The following is a 20,522-nucleotide window of genomic DNA, read 5'->3' on the forward strand; positions in this document are numbered from 1 at the left end:
GTTCTCGTGGCGGGGCACCTTCTCGTGGTGGGGCGCCGGACGCGCCGTGGCGGTCGGCGCAGCGTCCGGAACACAACGCCGCGCGTGGCGGGTACGGATCAATCCGCCGCCGGATGTCGCCGGATCAATTCCCCCCGGCTCGGATGAACCTCGCGCCCCCTGCCCGGCGTTTAGGAGGCGTGTCGAGCGCCGCCGTGGGCCAGATGTGCAGACTGGTCGTGTGTGGACCGGACCGGCAACTGGAGATCGCCGTGCCGGTCCAGGTGCCGTTGGCCGACCTGCTGCCCACGCTGCTGACGTATCTCGGCCCCGACCTGGCGGACTCCGGGATGAGTCATGCCGGGTGGGTGCTGCAACGGCTGGGTGAACCGCCGCTGGACGCGGACCTCGGTGTGGGCGCGCTCGGGTTGCGCGACGGTGAACTGGTCCACCTGCGGCCCCGTGCCGACCAGCTACCACCGGCGGCGTTCGACGACCTGATCGACGGGATCGCCACCGGACTTCGCCAACGCCCTGGGCTGTGGCGTCCGGCGCACACCCGATGGACCGCGCTCACCGCGACGGCACTGGTGCTGGCGACCGGACTGGTGGCTCTGGCGTTCCCCGGGCCCCCGCAGCTGCGTACCGCGACGGCACTTCTGCTGGCGTTGACGAGCCTGGCGGGTACGGCGGTGGCCGCCCGGGCGGTCGGCGACCGCTCGGTGGCCGGCATCCTCGCGGCGGCCAGCGTCGGGTACGCGGTCCTCGCCGGTCTGCTGGCCCCCAGATCGGTCCGGCCGACCCGGCGGGCCTGCCGACCACGGCGGAGAACATCTTCGCGGCGGCCAGCGCGGGCACCGGTACGGTCCTGCTCGCCGGCTTGTTGGCCGGCGGTGGCGCGGCGGTGTTCGTGGCCGGCGCGTTGGCCGGTACGGTCACCGCCGTTGGCGCGGGTGTCGTGGCGTTCACCGACGTGCCGGCGTCGCTGGGGCCCGCCCTGGTGGCGGTGGCGGCAAGCGTCCTGCTGCCGTTCGCCCCGTTGACCGCGACCCTGCTCGCCGGCCTCCGAATGGGCCCGCTGCCGACCGAACCGGAACACCTGCAGGAAGACATCGACCCGGAACCCGCCGCAGGGGTACTGACCCGTACCCGCCAGGCGGATGCCTACCTCACCGGCCTGTACGGCGGCATCGGAGCAGCCGCCGCGGTGGCCGTGGCCGTCCTCGCCATCGGCGACGGCTGGGCCGCGCCCACCCTCGCGGGCCTGGTCGCGGTGGTGTCGCTGCTGTCCGTACGGTCGATGACCAGCGCCTGGCACCGGCTCGCCGCCGGTGTGCCCGGCCTGGTCGGCCCGGTCGCGGTGTTCCTGGCGTTCCTCATCGGGGCATCGGTCCCGGTCCGGGTGTCGGCTGTCGCGGTCGGTGTGGTGGTTGCCGTACCGGTCCTGACGGCGCTCGCCCGGCTGCTGCCCGGCCGGCGGTCCATGCCGTACTGGGGACGGATCGGCGACATCCTGCAGGTGCTGGCCGGGGTCGCGCAGTTGCCGGTGCTGCTGACCATCGCGGGGGCGTACGGCTGGGCCCGAGGACTGGGCGGATGACCGCCATGCAGTCGCGCCGCGACCAGGTGCAGGCCCAGTCGTATCTGCTTGGCCGGCTCACCAAGGCCGTCGTGACGGGTCATCCGGACGCGCCGGAATCGCCGACCCGGCGGCTCGTGGTGGGCAACGTGGCCGGATTGTTGGTGGCCTGTCTGGTGCTGGCCGGCTTCGCGGTCTACGGGTACCTCAGTCCTGGTGGCGCCTCGGCCTGGCGGGAACCTGGGGTGCTGGTGTTGGAGCGGGACACCGGCTCTCGCTACGTGCGCGACTCCGACGGCTTGCTGCGGCCGGTGCTCAACCTGGCTTCCGCACGGTTGCTACTGGGTGCCGACCCGAAGGTGGTGAAGGTGTCGGCCGACTCACTGCGCGGCGTGGGACACGGCACTCCGGTGGGCATCGTGGGTGCCCCGGACTCGTTACCCGGCACCGCGACCGCCGCCGCGCTCACCTGGACCGCCTGCACGGTGCCACCACCCGGCGTGGAGGCGGCGGCCGCTGCCGCGGCGGACGATCCGGGGCCGGGCTCGGAGCCGGGGTCGACCGGGACCGGGTCGGCGCCGGTCATCCTGCGGATCTCGGTCGACGCAGGTGCCGGGGCAGGCGCAGGCGCCCCCGCCGGGGGCAACGCACTCGATGCCCGTAGCGCGCTCGTGGCGGGTTACGGTCCCGAACGCTTCCTCGTCTACAACGGACGGCGGCACCGATTCACCGAACCCTGGCTGCCCCGGGCCCTGGGCTTCGACGACACCGCGATCGCGCCAGCCGCCGAGGCCTGGCTGCGCACCATCCCGGCGGGTCCGGACATCACGCCGATCCGCCCGACCGGGCCCAGCGAGCGGACCATCGGCACCGAATCGGCCGCGGTGGGCCGGGTCTACGTGGTCCACGGGCCGGGCGGCGCCGACCGGTACTACCTGGTGACCGACGACGGGCTTGCGCCGTTGACCGAATTGGCCTACCGGATCGTGCTGGGTGACCCGACGCGTTCCCGGCTGGGGCTCAACGTCGAGGCCGTCGTCCTGCCGCCGGCTGTCCTGTCGGCCACCACGATGTCGCGGCGTCAGCTGCTGCCCGCGGAACTACCCACGACCGTGCCGGCGCCCGTCGTCACCGACCCCGGTCAGGTTCCCTGCCTGCGATACCGGCCGGCGGCCACCGCCCTGGAGATCCTGATGGACTCGCCAGGGGACACCGGGCGGCTGCCCGCGCTGGGCGTGGGCGTGACCGCGTCGGAGCACCCGGCACGGGCCATCGTCGTCGACGCCGACGCGGGTGGCCTGTTCCTGGCCGGGTGGCCGGGTCAGGCCCCCGACACCACGCGGTACCTGCTCACCGACGTCGGAGTCCGATTCCCGGTGGGGTCGGCCGAGGCGGCGGCGCGGCTGGGCTACCCCGACGGGGTGGCGGTTGCGGTGCCGCCGCCGCTGTTGGACCTGCTGCCCACCGGGCCGCTGCTCGACCCGGAGGTGATCGAGAGCTGACTCCGTGGCCGGGCCGGACCCGCCCGCTGACGACACGTCCAGGCACAACCGAACGGACCAGAGGAGAAACAGGTGGCTATCGACTACGACGCATCGACCACGACCGCACTTACTTCCGCCTTCAACAATGCGGTGGTCAAGCAGGACCAGGCGTTCGGGGTGGTGGAGTCCTGCGAATCGGCCCTGCCGTGGCACGGCATGGCGGCCGCGGAGTACCGCAATGCACTCGCCCGATGGCGGGAAGGGCTGCGTAAGGTCCGGCTGGCCCTCGACGAGATCGACGAGAAGATTCGGCAGAACGCGCAGCAGAGCCAGCAGGCCGATGACGACGCGCTCGTGGACGCGCAGCGGCTTACCGCCAAGGCATCGTGGACCTGATCCGATCTCTCTGTTCGACCAGACCTTATAGAAAGGACTCGAGATGCCCAGTCAAAACGGATACTCGGTCAACCCGAACGGCCTGCTGGAAACCAGCGCCGAACTGGAATCGGTGAACAACGCTCTCAAGGCCGTGGAGGAAGAACTCAACGCTGCGGTGACAGCATTCTGTAACGCGAACCAGGGCGAGAACGTCGACGCCTACCGCACCGCCCAGAGCCACTGGAACGCTGGTTTCGGGGAGATGAACGCTGCCCTGAACGACGCGAAGCATGCATTGAACTCCATAAACGAACGGTACGTGCGTACGGACAAGTCCGGCGCTGCCGTCTTCGGAGTCTGAAGCTCATCTTGATCCGGTGGCCGGCTCCGAGCCGGTCACCGGCCACCGACGCACCGGCCACCACGGGAGGAACCACACGATGCCTATCACGTCGACGTTCCCGCTCGACGGGTCGATCACGGTCGACAACGATCTGCTGGATGCCATCGCCAGATACTTCGGCGAACTGCTCGGCGAACTCCGGCAGCACGAGACCGACACGTCGGTCGCGCTCACGACGTCACCGCTGGTCCGTAGCGGTGCCGCCGGATATCCCGAGGGCAGCATGCTGAGGACCGACCTGACGGCGGTGCTGACCAATCTGAACGCGACCTACGGTGAGCTCGTCAAGCAGGTCGAGTGGCTTCTCGACGGGCTCGCGTACGTGCGCAGGGAGACCGAGAGCGTGGAGGAGATCGCCGCCATGAGCGGGCGGGAACTGCTCGCCTACCTCGTCCAGACGGGCTCTACCGTGCCCGGTCCGTCGAACACGTGATTCGACGCCCCTCGACCGGCTCCGCACAGGTGCTCGCTTCGTCCCATACCCGGAAGGACCGCCGGCATGGCACCCGACAACGCACCACGGTGGGAAAACCTGGTGGTGGACGTCTACGGATACGGAGCCGGGGGCTCCGGCTCCGCCACCACGACCATCACCGGGCGTGACACCATCCTGGCCGATCCTTGGATCAGGGTCCTAGGGAACTACGAGTTCGATTCGGCCAAGGGGCCGGCCGGATACACCCCGACACCCAAGGAGAACGAATTCCTGGTGATCCGCCGGTGGGAAGGGTTCTTCGTCTTCAACTACAACATTCTCGTGCTCGAGGTGGACGTCCCCGGACTCACCAGATATGGCAACGAGTGGGAAGAAGCGGCGAGATCCGGACTCGGCACCAACGCTCGCGGCGACTTCTACCCGCCCTCGCTGGGTCACCTTGGTGCGAACGTCGTCAAACCGTCGATCGACTTCCTTGCCGCAGTAAACGACACCCTGCACAAGGGCAACCAGGCGACCCGAGAGGCAGGTGGCTTCCGAGGGCAGGCAGGCGAGGCGTTCCTCCTGATCTCGGAGGCCCTGCAAAGGCGGTTCGAATCGCTCACCACCTGGTTGAGTGAACCCAGTCGACTGGACTTGCGACTGGCGACCTCCGGTCCCGGCTCGGAGTTTGGCGCTACGGCTCAGGAGTTCGTCAACAAGACCAGCGAGGCGAACCAGAACTGGCTGAACGACGTTGATCGTACGCCCTTGCTCGCACTTACCAACCTGCTGCACGGCATTCAGTTCTTCGCGAATCCTGTCGATCCTGACTATTCGGACGTCGAGCAGCGCGGGAACGCAGGCGTCAACGGGGCCTTCTGGGCCCACGAGGGTCCGAACTTCCAACAGATCAGGATGAACGTTCCGGGGGGAGCGCAGGGCGTCGACGGCCAGGATCCGGCGCAATGGGCGGCGATCGACGCCCTTGCCAAGCAGCGATGGCTCGGCGTGGTCGAGTCGAAGCTGGATACCGTGGCCAGCGCGGACCTGCCGACCTTGAACCAGGTCTTCACCAGGCACATCGACACCACACCGAGCGCCTACGTACCACCCGCGTCAAGCGACGATCCCAATGGTGACGTGGAGAACAACGGACTCGATACCGATGACCTGCCAGGCGGCGGTGACCTTGGCGATGGTGGTGGCCTGGGCGGTGGTGGCCTGGGCGGTGGTGGCCTCGGCGGTGCTGGCCTTGATGGTGGGTTTGGCAGCGGTGGTGGCCTTGGTGGCGGTGGCGTCGATGGTGGGCTTGGCGGCGGTGGCCTGGGTGGCGGTGGCGTCGATGGTGGGCTTGGCGGCGGTGGCCTGGGTGGCGGTGGCCTGGGCGGCGGTGGCGGGCTTGGTGGTGGCCTGGGCGGCGGTGGGATCAGTGGTGGTGGCCTGGATGGTGGTGGCCTGGATGGTGGTGGGCTTGGCGGAGGATTTGCGCCGATCCCGCCCTTCACCAGCGGCGGCAGTCTGGGTGGTGGTCTCGGTGGCGGTGGCCGCACGGGCGGACTTACCTCTGCCGATGGCGCTTTCGGTGGCGTGGACGAGGAGATGACACCCTCTGCCGTCGCGCTCCCGGACGACTTTCATGGCGGGGCCATCGCTGGCGGAGCGCTCGGTGGTGGCGTCACGCAGGCGCTTCCCACGTCCGCCATGAACCCGGGCATGGGAGGCTACCCGTTCATGGCGCCGATGGGTGGGATGGGCGGGGTCGGCGGCCAACAGGAACAGGAGCGGGAACGGACCACCTGGCTGGCCGAGGACGAGGAGGTGTGGGGCACCGATCCGGACTGCGCGCCTGCCGTCGTCGGACGTACCGAACAACCTACCGACCCCCGCTCGGTGCCAGGTCATCGACCGGCCTCCCCGTACGGCCCGGCATCCCCGGCCGTGCAGGCGCCGGCCCGACCCGTCCCACGCCGGGGTTAGCCGATCCGAACACGGACCCGCCTGCCGTACCAGAGAAGAGGAGCCATGACCGGACCGTTGCACAACCGCGTCGAGCAGGCGTTCGCCGAGCTGCAGAGCACCCAGGCGGCCATCGTCGGCGCACAACAGGTCCTGGCCGGGACCTCCGCGAGCGTCACCACCCGAAATCGGGCACTCACCGTCACCGTCGACGCGCAGAGCAGGGTCACCGAAATCACGTTCCACAGCGGCGCCTATCGGTCGTTGGCCCCGGCTGAGCTGGGTGCGCTGCTCGTCGAGGCGATCAGCGAGGCACAGGGCGAGGTGGTCAGCAAGACGATGGGCATGTTCCAGTCGCTGCTGCCCGCCGGCGCCCGGCTCGAAAGCCTTCTCGCCGGATCGTTCGACCCGGACGAGATGGTCGGCGAGGCGCTCCGGGCCGCGCAGACACCGCTACCGGGTGAGCCCGGTTTCCGGAAGCAGACGACCAACCCGAACTCGACGGAGGACCACGATGAGTGACATCTCGGCGGATCCCGACGGGATGCGGAGCAAGGTGCCCGCACTGGGGCAGGCGGCGGCCGTGGCCAGGCGGATCGGCACCACGCTGACTGACGCGCTTGCCGCCAACGAGCCGCTGGCGGACTGGGAGACCGACGAGGTGACGAAGGAGTACATGCCGGTGCACCGCTACATCAAGCAGTTCGTGACCCAGGTGTTCGAACTGCTTCCCGACGCCGTCGGTGGCGACGAGCAGCGGACCAGCCAGCTCGCGACCATGTTGGACGAGGTCGAGGAGGCCAACGCGGCCGAGGCCAAGCGCCCGGTCGCCCAGGTGAGCCCTCGCGCCTGACCAGCTGGCGACGCTTGCGGACGTGACGTCCGTGGAGAGGGGACTCCGTGGCGATTCAGCCGTCACCCGAGGTCGCCGAGTTCCTCAAGTGGGTCAGTGGCGAGGAGGTGCCCGGTCTCAACGAGGACCGGCTCTTCGCGGTCGCCGATGCCTACCGGGACGCGGCAACAGGTCTCACTGACGATCTGGCCCCACTCGTCGTGGCCGCCGTCAACGGGATCCGGGCCAACTTCGAGGGAGAAGCGGAGCGTGCGTACGCGGCTTCGATGGCGAAGTTCGTCACGGAGCACCCGCGCTATCTCTACACCGCCGCGGACGAGCTCATCAAGGCGGGTGACGCGGCGCGCAAGACCGGCACCCAGGTTCAGTACGTCAAGCTCATCATCATTTTGACGATTGTCGAATTGATGGTCGAGCTGGCCGTCACGGTGGCTCTCGCCTTCTTCTTTCCGGGGCTGTGGGGGTGGATCGCCGCCCGGTGCGCGATCGTCCGCTTCATGATGCAGACGCTGCTGCGTCGGCTGATCATGCTGGTGGTTTCCAACATGGTGATGGGCGTGCTCTTCCAGGTCACCATGGACGCCCTGGCTCAGCGTATCCAGCTGTCGATGGGCACCCGGGACGACTGGGACGGGAACCTGACCAGGCAGTCCGCCGAGGTGGGGCTTCTCGGCGGGGCGGTCAGTCTCGGCCTGGGTAGCCTCGGCAGCGGACTGGGGAAAGGTCTCGGAAAGCTCCTCCGGCGCGACGGCGTCGACGCGGGGCCGAACGCTCTGCGGCATCTGACCGCGACGTTCGACGGACCTGGTGGCAAGGAAGTCGCGGACGACGTTCCGGTGGTCCCGCCACGTGGGCTGGCGAACACACCGTCTCCGACCGGATCCCCTCTTCTTGACAAGATCGGCGAAATCGGCCAGGAAGCAGGTGCGGAGTACCTCACCGAGGGCCTGTACGGCCTGATGCGAGGCGAAGGTTGGGATGTCTCCGGGTTCGCCGCGACCTCCGGCGTCTTCTCCGGCCTCAACGGCGCGTTCGGCGAATACCTCGGTGATGTGCTGCATCGCAATCTTCCCGGCGGTGCCATCGTCAACAACGTTCCCACGGTTCCGGACGGATCCCGGGTATCGGCTGCCGACTCGAAAAGCCCTGGACCGCAGGTGACCCCGGACGGGCCGCTCCCGCCCAACTCTCGGGAATCAACTACTGCGGATCCTGGGCCCGTCAAGGTCACCGACCCGTCGCCGTCGCCGTCGTCTGCGAGTGCGCTGTCCGACCCGCCGGTCTCGCCGCAGTCGGGCCCTGACGCGCCATCCGCGATGGATCGCCCGCCGGGTTCCGAACCCACGTCAACTGCGGCGGGACAGGCTGGCCCCGGTGACGGACTGATCACTGGAGACGGGGTCGCGGTAGTTCCTGGTGACGGAGTGTCACAGTCCGACTCGACCGTTGTCCAGGCGCCGGCCGGCGTCACCAACCCGTTCGCCCCACAAGATCTGCAAAGCCCGCAGGGCCTGCCGGGTTCACAGGAACCGCGATTTCCGGACTCGTCGGGTCCGACAGGTCCGGATGCCGGAGCGGATGCCGTCAACAGCCCGGGGACTTCCACGACGAATCCCTTCGGGGACCGGAGCACACAAGAAGGGGGAACCCCGGCACCCGGCGTCGACCGGTCCGCCTCGACCAACCCGTACGCTTCGATGAACCCGTTCAGCTCGTCGAACCCGTTCGGCTCTGCTGACCCGTCCCCGTTGGTCAGCTCTGCTCCACAGACGAACCCCTTTCTCGGCGGCGATGGGGTAGCTGGGACATCGCCGATGCTCTGGTCCCAGCATCCGTTTCCGCTTACCACCAGGTCGGACCGGCGCGAGGGCCGATCGGACCTTGATGGAGCCGGACATCAGGCACCCGATCCGATCATGGAGCCAGCACCGACCGAGGTTGATTCGGACGCGACTGTCCCGACATCGGCGGCCGCGGCGGTCGGCGCCCCACAACCGGCGGCCACGGCGGACACCAATCCCCAAGCGGTCGCTTCCGTGACCCCGATGCCGCCGTCCCCAAGTACGGCGTTCGCGATCACCGATCCTGCCGCCGCGTCGAGCGTTGCGGATCTGTCGCCTTTTCCCGATGTCGCGCCGGACACCTTCTCGGCCGAGGAGGTCGTCCTCACCGACGCCGAGGCGCGCGACATCGCGAGCACCGCCATCGTGAGCGGCGGCGGCATCCTCTTTCCCGGCCCCGACCGGGTGACCGACGAACAGGCCGCCCGCTACGTTCCCACGTCGACCGAGAAGTCTCGGGTGCTCGTGCATGGCGACGGCGCCCGGGTACTCGCCGGTGGTCGCAAGCTGACCGCGGTGCAGTTCGCTCAGGTGTTGCGGGCACTGCCCGACAGCGGACCAGGCACAGCGGTCCAACTCATCTCGTGTGGCGGTGCCACCACCGGTCCGGTCTTCGCCGCGGACCTCGCCGTCGCGCTGGGGACGCCGGTGGTGGCCGCTACGACGTACGCGTGGACGATGGTGGGCTCCGGCGGCGGCCGTACGGGATGGGCCGTCGCCGCGGAGGTCAGCCCGGACGGGCGGATGCGGCCCAACCTCTCCGCGACGGGAACCTTCGTCGAGTACGAGCCGGACGGTGCCGGCGGCGTCAAGGTCACCGACGTTGGCCCGTATCTTCGCGACGGCCGACCCGAGCGTGACGATCCGCCGGCCAGTTCCGTAGAGGAGGAGGCGGAAGCCTCGCCGGAGCGGACCGCCGACCCCGACCCCGCATCTCCCCAGGAGCGGACCGTCGAGTCCGGGTGGTATCCCTGGGCCACGTTGACCCTGCCCACCGGCTATCCGATGCCGACCGGGTTCACCCTGTTGTCGCACCAACCGGACCTCCTGACAGCTCCGGGAATCGTCGGTGGTCCGACAGCACCGGCGATCGCCCTGAGCAACACCGACACGATCCGCCAGCGCATCTCGCAGTCCCTCGCCAGCCGAGCCGAGTTCGGCATCACCCAGGCACAGGCGAGTCACCTGGTCGACGAGCAGTTGACCGATGAGGTCCTGGTCGATGGCGTCGACGACATGCACAACGGCAACGGCCTACGCTTGACTCTCGGCTCGGGCACCGCCGCGATCGAACTGCTGTTGCGTGTCCAGGGACCGATGCGCGACGTCGGGTACGCCGACGCCACCGGAGGCGGCGCTTCCGCCGATCCGTTCTCCAACGGCAGCAGTCCGGATCGCCGACAGCCTCAGCGCGAGAGTGGTGCCGACTCCCTCGGAGTGGTGAGCGGCACCAAGACGGCTTCGGGCGCGGTGTCCTACTCGATGACCGGTCCGGGATTCGGCGGCCTGCCGGTCACGATCGGCCCCTCCGCCTCGGCCGGTGTCGCGTCGTCGACGACCAGGACTCAGCAGGCGCAGCGTTCCAACCGCTCGAACGAAGAGCTCACCGTGGCTCCGGCGGGTACCGGCCCGCATGACCCAGACAATTCCCAGAGGTTCTACCAGGCGACCTTCGATCTTCAGGTCAGTGCTGTCTGGCGGGGCCAGGACACGCCGGTCGCCCTGGTGTCGGTCAATGGCACCCAGGTGACCTTCGCGGCGGTGCACACACTCGCCCAGCTCACCGCGACGGATCTGTCCAACGCGCAAACCCGAGCCGACGACGAGGTCAAGGACCGGCAGGACAGAGCCGAAGCGGCGCTGAGGCCCGGAGCAACGGCCGAGAAGATCAACGTCGTACGCGCGGACGCCGCCCGATTCCGCCTGCCCGCCTCGTCGGTCTCGGCGGGAGTGGCGGTGTCGCCGACGTTCTTCGACGCTGTCATGGCACAGGTGCCGGACGGTATCAAGAAGGTGGGCGGGAAGTTCCGGGCGGATCTGGCGGCGGCGCTGTCGGCCAAGGGGCTCGCCGGACACGACAGCGGGATCACCACCGGCGGCTACCACACCGACAAGATGACCTCCCGCCGGGCCGGCGGTATCCGTGGCGGCAGCAAGGGCAGGTTCACCGTCACCCGGGGGCAGATCTCGCTGACCGGCACACTGGGGACGCCGGTCCTGCTGACCACGATCTCCACCACAGGCCGCGGCGAGACCGCATTGCGCAGCGGCTACGGGGTGAGCAACAGCAAGACCGACGAGACAGCCGTACGGTTGGCCGCGACCCTGGGCGTACACGCGGCCACCAGCAACACTCCGTCACCAAAGGCGGACTACGGCACCCTCGTGCTCGCCGGTACGGCCTCCGTCGAGCGGACGGTCACGTCGTCGATCAGCAGCGAGGCGGTCGCGCAGATCGACGCCAAGAGCAAGACCACCGGCGATCTGCTGCTGTATCGGATTCCGATCACCGTCGAGGGTATGGTCCTCACGTCGGCCGACGGGAAGACGCCGCCGACCTCCATCGACATGTCCGCCGTCCCATCGGCTCCCGGCGCCGGTGTTCCCGGCCCCGGTCAGGTGTTCTCGTACCGCTGGTTGACCCCGGACGACGCACGGCGCCTCGGCTACCCGGGCGCTTTCTCGGCTGGCGCCAGCGCCACGACCTCGACCGCGACGACGTCAGGCCCTACCGCGTCGGCCGGCCCCACGTCCGTGTTGCCCAAGATCTACCAATGGCAGCCGATGGTGCTTCCGGACATCCGTGAGATCCGAACCGGGTATCGAGGCAACTCGTTGTGGAAGAGCGCGGTGGACGCCGTCCGTGCGGTGAGCCCGGACCTGCTGCCCGCGCAGGGTAGCTTCGGACGTCAGCGCCAGCGTCACAACGAGGCCCGGCTACGCCATGCCATCCAGAACATCCAGCGGGGTGGCTCGTGGCGGTCGCTGCTCTCCGGCGGTCTTCGTGTCCCGCTGACCCGCCCGCCCTCCGTGCGGCGCGGCACGCACACCCCCTCCCGGTACGTCAACGTGGTCATCAAGATGGAGATGACTTCGGCACTGGATGTGGATCGTGAGGTGGCCGACGGCGCGGAGAGCCGGACCACCCAGATCGAGGATGCCACCCAGGCCACGATCGGCGTGACCAAGGGTCGCGGCATCGGCACAGTGGTCAAGTACGGTGCCTATTTTCAGGGCGGGGCGAGGACCGACTCGAGCCCGACCATGGTCCGGCGGTTCCGGATCCGGACCGGCTATCGGCGGGTCCATCGTCGACAGCGGTTCATGACCGGCGGGTCTGCGGTCACCACCGGCAGCATCGTCAAATCAAGCCGGCCGACCAGGCCGTATCGCGCCAACATCACGTTCACGATCTTCACCGAGTACGCGAACCGGCCGCGCGCGGCGCTGGCCAAGTCACCTGGAGTCGCCCGGGCGCTGGTCACCACGGTCGCCACCCCCATCGTCCTGGCGGTAGAGGGCGGACTGCGCCTGTCGTTGCCCACCCTGGACTCGATCGTCCGAGCCCTGCCGAACTTCACTCCGCCCAGCGTTCACCTTGTCACCGAACCAGCCCTGGTTTCACCGGTTCCGTCGCCGTTCACCATCAGCGGTCCGCACCACATCCTCGACGTCAGTATTCAGGGCGACGCTCTCTTCACGGCCGCGGATGTGGCGTTGAGTGGCGGTCCGGAAGGATTCAACGGTACCGGCGGCAAGCTGTGGACGAGTTGGCGATCCGGCAGCGTGACGGACTTGGCGGGAAACCCGCTTCCGTACCATTCGTCGGCGTTGACCGAACCCGGCTCGCCGGCTGAGGCGGCGCTGCGGCAGGCCATCGACATGGACGCGTTTCGCGCGTTCCTGGACGTGCACATCTCCGGTCGTGCCCCCATCTCGCTGCTCAGCGAGGCCGCCTTCACCGACCTCAAGGGTGACCTGACCGTGAAGGTGGAGTTCTTCGGGCCGATCAAGATGGCGAAGCTGGTCAAGGACGCACCGATTCATGGTTCACAGGAGGTCGTTCATCGTACCGAATCCGGCGAGCGTAACGATTCCGGCCACGAACTCGCGTCCTCGGCGTTGGTGATCTCGAACTCCAACGTTCCACCGTCCGGGGACCCGAAGGGTGCGCACCGCAACGCCGCCGGGGCGCGGGCGGGGTACTCCCAGTCGAAGGGCAAACGTGCCGACGTCGAAACCTCGAGCAGTGTGGCGCGACGTGAGGTGTTCGACGGCGTATCCGAAATCCTGCTCGCCGGAATGGTCATCACCCTCACCGGTTCCGTGCAGGCGTCCGGCTCGCTCGACGTCGCCAAACCGCAGGAGGTGACGGTCAGGTTGGTCGCCGATCAGTCGGTCCTCCTCCAGGTGAGTCAGGCTGAGGCCAACAGGATCCTCGGCTTGGCGGTACCGGCTGGCGCCGGTGGGCTCGCGGCCCGGGCTCCGGCCTTCATGACCACGCTCGTAGGAAACGGGTTCTTCAACGACGCCGTCGATCCGACCATCGCGGGGGTCGGTGCCGCGTCCCTGCGGGACCGCATCGAGCAGTCGCTGCCGGGCGGGACCGGTTACACGGGGATCCAGCCAGCGATGCCGGAGCGCCTTCGTCGGGAGGCCGCCGACATGGCCGCCGACCTGCTGGGCAAGGAGAACCTGCGCCGATCCGGGCACGGGCTCTACGACGGGGGCCTCATCGCCACCCGTACGGTGGACAGCGGAGAGGTCGGGGTCAAGGTAGTCGTCAAGGTCGCCGTCCGGGCGAAGAGCACCTCGACCGGGCCAGGAAATCCGCTGCCGGTCGGCATCTCCGCCTCGCTCTTTCAGGCTCATTCCACCAGCGAACGTGCCCTCGTCGTCAGCCGCAAGGGGGTGTCCGCCGGCGCCATCGCCGCATACCACGGACAGAACCGGCTGCAGCATGGTCCCGGTAATCAACCCGGCCTGCAGATGATGCCCGCTCAGACGAATCTCGGCATGAGCGGTTTCCGGGAGCGCGGCAAGCAGGTCAACAAGGTCAGTTCCCTTTCCGGGTACGTGGAGAAGTCCGGCGAACTGGCACCGTTCTCGGTCGACCACGAGTACGTCGTCGAGGTGACGGTCGATCGGATACCTACGAAGCTCGGCACCGCCATGGGCAGAGGCCTGCTACTCATGAATCAGGGGTGGGGCCGCCAGAAATGGACCTCCGACGGGGTCGACCAGGCCGGTGCCGTGCAGATGGCCGTACCCAAGTCGGCGACCGACAGGTCGCCGGGGCTGAGTGTGGTCCTGGCGAACACCGGTGCGGTCACCGACCTCGCGGCTCTGGCCTACCCGTCACCCGTGCCGTCAGGCCCGCAGCCGGTGCAGCCGGGCGTCAGTTCGGCCTGGATGTTCCGGCAGGGGACGCGGTACTGGCTCGAAGGCGCGTTGGGCGCGCCGTTGCGGGCGGCGATCAGTGCGGCGTACGGGAAAACGGACACCACCTCGGGCACCTCATTGATCAACAGCCGGCATGTCGAGGACTTCCTCGACGACTTCCTCAACCCCGAGACGTCGCTGGCGACTGTCGCCGGCACCCTGAGCCAGCCGGTGAAGACCGGTCCGGTCTTCGACGACAAGGGCGCTTACGTCACCAAGAGCGGCGTCGTCGTACGGGCGTTGTTCGAGGGGCAGCCTCTTCTGGTCGACGGAACCGACAAGGTCGAGTTGGAGTTTCAGACCGAGGAGTCGAACGGTGTCCGGGAGACCGGGGCCAAGGGCAGCGAGGGCTCGATCGCCCTGAGCACGGCGCCGCGGATCGGCAGCCAGCCCGAATATCTCACTCCGAACAGCAGCGATCCGGCCGACCGCACGGCGCACGACTGGGTCCCGCACGAGCCAGCGGTGGACGGCGCGGCCAGTTCCGGGAGCCGGAACCAGTCGGGATCCGGGTCGGCGTCGAGCGTGGGCAACAAGATCAAAATGAAGGGCAACTCCGGGCTGTACGCGGTCAACCTGATCTTCTACGTGAACCAGGATGTCGACATAGCGGGAGCCGAGCAGGCGCGCCCGGTCACCAACAGGGTGGAATTCGGTGCGCTGGTGCGCCTGTGGGAGGCCGACATCAAGGCACATGGGATGTTCGGCTGGCAGGAGCGGCTGGGCTTCCCCAAGAGCCTGACCGAGGTGGCCAAACCGGACGGTACGCGGCTGGACGTCCACGACGGCCAGTTGCGACTGCGCGCCGCAGGTGATCCGTCGGCCCATGGTGACATCTCCGATCTGCCGTCGGCGAACGACCCCCCGCTGCTGGTCGGGCCGGGCGTGACCATCGACCAGCTCACGGCGTTTCTCGACAGTCTGCGTCCCGGCTCCGCGCCGACTCGGATCCGGATGCAAGGTGTGCAGGGCATGAACCAGACCGACCTGACCGGTCCGTCGATCTACCAGAAGCTGGCTACCGATCATGGTGCGACGGTCGTGGTGCCCACGGCACCCATGAGCGACCCGCTGGCCGGGCCGGCGGTCGTGGTCGGCTCGGACCCCGACGATCCACATGGGAAGCCCGGGTGGCAACCGATCGTGGCCGCGATGACGTTCACACCGGCTGGGCCCGGGCCTGTGCAACCTCCGACTCAGGACGAGATCCGGCCGACGGACCAGTGGTTGACGGCCGGGCACGGGACGGTCGAGACCTCGCCGGGGACATATCAGTTACCCGGGCACGCCGGGGTGGCCGTGGAGGCGACCCCGGCCGGACTGTGGCTGCGCCCCGACCCGCCACCGGTGGACAATCCGACCGCAGAGGTTCGGTCGGTGCCTCCTCGGGCGACCGGGCCGCTGCTCATCGTGGGCACCGACCCCGCGTCCCGCGCCGCCCTGCCGGATCTGTTGGGCAAACTCCACCCCGCGCTGCGCGGTCTGGCGATGGTCGCCGAGGTCAAGGCGACCGGAACGGCGCTCGAGAAGGTGACCGACCCGGTGCCCGCCATCATGTGGTTGACCGATCGGAAGCAAGCGGATTTGCGGGAAGCCACGAACAACCTGGTGACCGCGATCCCGAAACCCGGCAAGCCGCTGACCGACCTCCCCTCGGACGTTGCCCTGACCGAGGCGCTGGACCAGGTCGGCACCTGGCTGACAGCCGACTCCAGCGATTGGCTGCGGGAGGACGCCGTCGGTCGCACCGTGACCGTGACCACCGTCGGCGCAGCGTACAAAGCCGTCACCGTGGCGCGGACCGCCATCGACACCTACCAGACGGCCGCGCAGGCCGCCTATACTGCCGCCGCGAACCAGGCCGCCGGCCAGGGCATCGCGGTCACCCCCGCTGACCCGGGACCCAACTCGGCCGCTCTGGTGGAGTTGGAAGCCGTGCAGGCGCACGCGGACGCCCTGGCGGACCTGCGGGACCGGATCACGAAAGCCCAGCAGGCACTGATCGACGTCGAGGTGTGGCGTACCGCGGTGACCGGCCCCGGCACCGCCATCCCCGCCGGCCTCGTGATCGCCTCGGTCCGTCCCAATGAGACGGTGCACGATGCGGTCGTCCGCTGGCAGCTGGAACACACCGCGGCATAGGCGCTGCCCGCCAGCGCCCGGCGCGGGCCACACGGCGGCATCGGCACCGACACCGGAACTTGGATCACCGCCCGACCGACCCTCCTCGGTGACCCGACCAACACCGACAGCGGCTCAAGCGACCTCCATGTCGCCCTGAACGCCCCGACGCCCCCGTCCCGGCCCAACTGCTGCCCGAGATCTCCCGGCCGGCCAACGACTCGTCCGATCTCTTCGACGCCCTGGACGAAATGATCGACGAGTACGTGCCCACTATCGAGAAAGTGCTGGGTGCTCGAAACGAGCTTGGCCCGGGAGAGTTGCGGATCGAGCCCGCTCCAGGTGAGTTCCCCCGTTCAAACTGACTCGTGACACCGGACCGCTGACCGGGTGAGGTGCGCCCCGCCCCACCCGTACCGGCGCGCCAGTGGGAGCAGCCGTTGCCTGCGCAGCAGGTTAGGCCGGCGAGGGCGCCTGAAGGACCGCCATGGCCCGGTGCAGCGCCACGGCGTCCGGAGCAGGTGTGCGGAAATCCTGCCCGGCGATGTGCGCCAGGAGAGCCGGGTCGGGAGCCAAGCCGTACCGTTTGAGGTAGTAGCTCACCGTATCGGTCCAGATCCAGGTGCCGTCGGTGCGGAAGTTCATCGGAACCACACCGACGCGATCACGTTGCACGACATCGTCCATGGCTGCCGTGGTGTGCAGCAGCATCGCGCCGCCGTCCAGATAGGCCACCAGGCGTGACCGCTCCTGCGGGTCTTCCACCAGGGGGTGCTCCGGATCGAAGCCGGGACCGGTGGCCGGATCGACATGGTCGAAGACCCGGGCCAACTCGACCACCGGGGCCGGGCAGCTGGTCCAGAGCAGCGCGGCTCCGCCCAACAGGATCCGGTGGTAGGCCGGTAGGTCCATGGTGACCTCGGCGACCTCGACCTGGGGGCTCTCCTCGCCGGCCGTGGTCAACGCGGTTTGCAGCCGCAGGGTGAGCGACGGCGGATCGATCGCGCCTGCCGTCAGGCTCCCGTCGGCGTCCACGAGGGCGAGGAACACCCGCTTCGGTGGCGGCCATGGGCTCTGCCTCGCCGGTAGACGCCAGGCCCGCCAGAGCCCCCGGATGCCGCCCTGGGCGGCGACTTCGGCGACGGCGTCGCGGGCCGCACGGTCCACGTCGTCCGGACCCGACCCGTCCGGGTACACGCTGCTCAGGTCCAGGACCCGGGGCAGACCGTTGCCACCCGTGCCCAGCGTGTCCGGTGCGATGGGTGCGAAGTCGAACGGCGGCAGCACGTCGACGTCGGTCCGGTCGATGTACTGCATGACGCCCATGTCGTCACCGGTCTCGGCGAGTCGTTCGCGGATCAGCGTGGCGTGCTCGGCGCGTACCAGGATCCCGCTGGACGCGACGGCGAACGCCACCCCCTGCGCCACCTCGGTCAGCCGATCCTCCGCCAGCCAGGCTCGGGCCTCACTGAGCAGGTCGTCGGCCACTCGTCCGGCGAGCCACAGCAACAAGTGGTGCCAGGCTCGTCGCTGATCGAACGCCGTGACGTCACGCGAGCTCATTCCATCTTCCCCTCGTTCGCTTGGGCCGCACGGACGCTACCCCGGTCGGGGGCGAAACGTCCGTCCACCGTCCGTGGTCGGGCGTGCCTTGGCAGCTGGAGAAAAAGACCCGGAATCGGTGAACCGGGCACGACGCGGCAGGCGTTCTGGAACGGGCCGCATCTCGGCTGCGGCACCACCGAGACGAACGGGAGAACGGGTGCGGATCTTTCGCCGGCAACCGTCCGCGCTGCGGTTGGACGCCCCCGGTCTGGCGTTGGCGGTGCGAACGGACGACGAGCCGGCCGAACCGCTGCGGTCCTACGCCCTCACGTTGCCGGTGGAGCCCGACCGGGTGACCGTACTGCTGACCCCCGGCGCCGTCGGGCATCCCCGGCTGCCCGACACGCTGCCCGCCATGCTGAAGTCGGCTCTGGAGGGCACCGAACTGCGGATCCGGCTGGCCACCTGCCGGGAACCGGACTGGCCCGGTTACCCGACCGCCGGCTGGGCCGAGCGGGCGGCGGTCTGGGTCCGGGTGGTCACCGACCATACCGGGCGCAAGGTGGTGTGGGCACCCCGCGACGTGGCCGGTGATCCGCTCCTGCCTCTGGCCGGTCCGTACGTAGGCCGGGCCGATCCGCGTGACGGTGCGGGAGATCTGCCGGGTCCACCCAGGCCGAACGCGCGGCCGTATCCGCTGCGGATCGGGGTGCCGGCATGGTCCGCGACGGCGGCGGACAGCAATCGCCACGACGTCGCGAACGCGCTCGGATCCGAGCTGCGGAGTGGCATGAGCGTGGATCTGGTGGCCGATCCGGATGGCCGGATCCGGTTGCTGGCCGGGCGGCGCAGGATCGGACCGCTGTCCACACCAGTCCGGTTTCGACCGCACCCTGACGAGCAAGTGCCTGCCCGCGGCGACGCGGCGGCGGCCGACGCACGCGAGTCGGGTCCCGGACCGGTGGCCGACCCGCCACCCGGGCACGCCACCCCGGCGGGCTGGAGCTTCGCCACCTCCCCCCACCCAGGTGCGCCGGCCACGGCGGCGGGTACCGCCACGGGGGTACCCGCGTTCGTCGTCGAGGTGGAGGTGCGAGCGGGAACCGTCCTCGCGGGCGGACGTCCCATCACGCCGAGTGGTCTCGCACGGCACGTGCGTGCCTGCCCAGGCTGGCGGCAGCGCCCAGTCGTGGCGGTCCCGACGGGAAGGGCTCCGCCGACGGCCGTGGCCGGTCTGCTCTACGGCGGGTTGGCCAACGGACTCGGCGTACCGGTGCTGGCAGCTGACGGCACGGTGTTCACCGGTCCGACCGGCGCGCTGGTCACCGGGGGCACGTTTCATCGGTGGCGGCCTCGGCGTAACGGGGAGCAGGTTCGTCGGCCGGAGCCACTGGGACACTGGTTCCCTGCTCCGATCCCATACGCGAGGCCTGCTTCCTCGGCGTCGGTCCTGGCCTCGACCCCGGCTCCGGCTCCGGCCATCGAGACTCCGGCGTCCGCCGCCTCGGTGGACGTGGCAGTGCTGGCACTGCTGGACCCGGTCTGGCCGTGCCCGGCGGTGAGCGTGGTCGAAGTCCCGGTAACCGTACCGGAGCCGGCCGCCGTGCGACCGGTACCGGTCCCGGAGCGGGATCTGGGGGCGGTCGACGACCTTCAGCTCGGCGTGGCGGAGGGATCCGAACCGACTGCGGGTGATCTGCCGCGCCCGCGCCCACTGCGCCTCGGTGACCCGGCGCGGGCCGCTGGCGAGCGAACGGCTCTGCGGAGCGTGTTGTCCGACCAGTTCGACAAGCATGCCCGGTTCGTGACCCGGCTGCTGGCCGAGCAACCCGGCCTCCGCGCAGGTCATCAGGGGTACGACCTCTTGGCTGCCCTCACGGCGCTGCGGGCGTGGTGCGCGGCCGAGCACGGGTTCGTCGACCAGACGCTGCGAGACCCACCAGACGACGACGCCACCCAACGGGCGCTGGTCCTGGCCGGCTGGGCGGCGCTCGGCCTGGCCCGCTGCCCGGCCCACCTGGGAGCGCTGGTACGCGTCGGTGACCCGCCGGTCGCACTGGTGCAGCGGTACCGGCCGGGAATGGTCCTTACCGAGCCAGGGTTCGTCGAAGCGCACCTCGGCCGGCGACGCCACACCACTGCCACCGTCGAGTACATGATCTGGTCGGTCACGGCACGTCGGATGGGTCGGATCGTGGAGGAGCTGCCCGGGGCCGGTGACGCGCTGTTCGGGCCGGGGGCCCGGTTCGAGGTGCTCGCGGTCGAAACGCCGCCACCGGCCACGCCGGGCGCACCCGCCGAGAACCAGCCGGGGCGGGTCTTCCTCCGCGAACTGACCGGTTCGGGTCGGCCCGGCGGACGCCAGACCGCACAGCGGGTCCTCGATCGGTTGCGGGCGATGGCGACGACCGAACTGGTGCCTGGAGACGAGGTCACGCCCGACTCCACGCCGGGCCGCTACCGGCACGCTCTCGGCGTGGACAGCTTCGGGCAGTTCTATCCGGTGGAGTCGACGCACTGATG

The 20,522-nt window shown here is 69.4% G+C and carries 11 protein-coding genes and 1 pseudogene; 11 read left to right on the forward strand and 1 reads right to left on the reverse strand.

What is annotated here, in order from left to right:
• Positions 1-203 precede the first annotated feature (203 nt).
• From eccD (KIF24_RS33865) to KIF24_RS10440, 10 genes and pseudogenes are all read left to right on the forward strand, one after another.
• Positions 204-755: pseudogene (eccD, locus tag KIF24_RS33865) on the forward strand (type VII secretion integral membrane protein EccD); the annotation flags it as partial.
• Positions 756-847: 92 nt separating this feature from the next.
• The gene (eccD, locus tag KIF24_RS33870) at positions 848-1,579 is read left to right on the forward strand and encodes a type VII secretion integral membrane protein EccD (RefSeq protein WP_269440678.1); all 732 of its coding nucleotides are present in this window, start codon (positions 848-850) and stop codon (positions 1,577-1,579) included.
• Positions 1,576-3,060 carry a type VII secretion protein EccB gene (eccB, locus tag KIF24_RS10405; RefSeq protein ID WP_221083854.1) on the forward strand — a complete coding sequence of 495 codons (1,485 nt, stop codon included), beginning with the start codon at positions 1,576-1,578 and terminating at the stop codon, positions 3,058-3,060. The genes eccD (KIF24_RS33870) and eccB overlap by 4 nt, the downstream gene beginning before the upstream one ends.
• Positions 3,061-3,132: 72 nt before the next feature.
• Complete coding sequence (locus KIF24_RS34390; protein WP_221083855.1) at positions 3,133-3,438, forward strand: WXG100 family type VII secretion target; 306 nt, start codon at positions 3,133-3,135, stop codon at positions 3,436-3,438.
• Between the two features lie 43 nt (positions 3,439-3,481).
• Positions 3,482-3,781, forward strand: coding sequence for a WXG100 family type VII secretion target (locus KIF24_RS10415; RefSeq protein WP_221083856.1), 300 nt, complete (start codon positions 3,482-3,484; stop codon positions 3,779-3,781).
• Positions 3,782-3,860: 79 nt separating this feature from the next.
• Positions 3,861-4,256 (forward strand): hypothetical protein, encoded by a 396-nt coding sequence (locus tag KIF24_RS10420; protein WP_221083857.1) that lies wholly within the window; start codon positions 3,861-3,863, stop codon positions 4,254-4,256.
• A gap of 66 nt (positions 4,257-4,322) precedes the next feature.
• Positions 4,323-6,218, forward strand: coding sequence for a hypothetical protein (locus KIF24_RS10425; protein WP_221083858.1), 1,896 nt, complete (start codon positions 4,323-4,325; stop codon positions 6,216-6,218).
• A gap of 45 nt (positions 6,219-6,263) precedes the next feature.
• Entirely contained in the window at positions 6,264-6,719 is a 456-nt protein-coding gene (locus KIF24_RS10430; protein ID WP_221083859.1) for a YbaB/EbfC family nucleoid-associated protein, read from the forward strand.
• A complete protein-coding gene (locus tag KIF24_RS10435; RefSeq protein WP_221083860.1) occupies positions 6,712-7,050 on the forward strand; it encodes a hypothetical protein in 339 nt (112 codons plus the stop codon). Before KIF24_RS10430 ends, KIF24_RS10435 begins: the two co-directional genes overlap by 8 nt.
• A gap of 47 nt (positions 7,051-7,097) precedes the next feature.
• Positions 7,098-16,475, forward strand: coding sequence for a WXG100-like domain-containing protein (locus KIF24_RS10440; protein ID WP_221083861.1), 9,378 nt, complete (start codon positions 7,098-7,100; stop codon positions 16,473-16,475).
• Positions 16,476-16,910: 435 nt separating this feature from the next.
• Here the strand turns inward: KIF24_RS10440 and KIF24_RS10445 are convergent, their stop codons facing one another.
• Positions 16,911-18,017: a hypothetical protein gene (locus KIF24_RS10445; protein ID WP_221083862.1), complete on the reverse strand. Its 1,107-nt coding sequence runs from the start codon at positions 18,015-18,017 to the stop codon at positions 16,911-16,913.
• A gap of 199 nt (positions 18,018-18,216) precedes the next feature.
• Here KIF24_RS10445 and KIF24_RS10450 point away from each other — a divergent pair, with 199 nt between their 5' ends.
• On the forward strand, positions 18,217-20,520 hold the full coding sequence (locus KIF24_RS10450) for a hypothetical protein (protein WP_221083863.1): 2,304 nt from the start codon (positions 18,217-18,219) through the stop codon (positions 20,518-20,520).
• The last annotated feature ends 2 nt before the right edge of the window (positions 20,521-20,522 follow it).

Source organism: Micromonospora tarapacensis, from assembly GCF_019697375.1.
Lineage (GTDB): Bacteria > Actinomycetota > Actinomycetes > Mycobacteriales > Micromonosporaceae > Micromonospora > Micromonospora tarapacensis.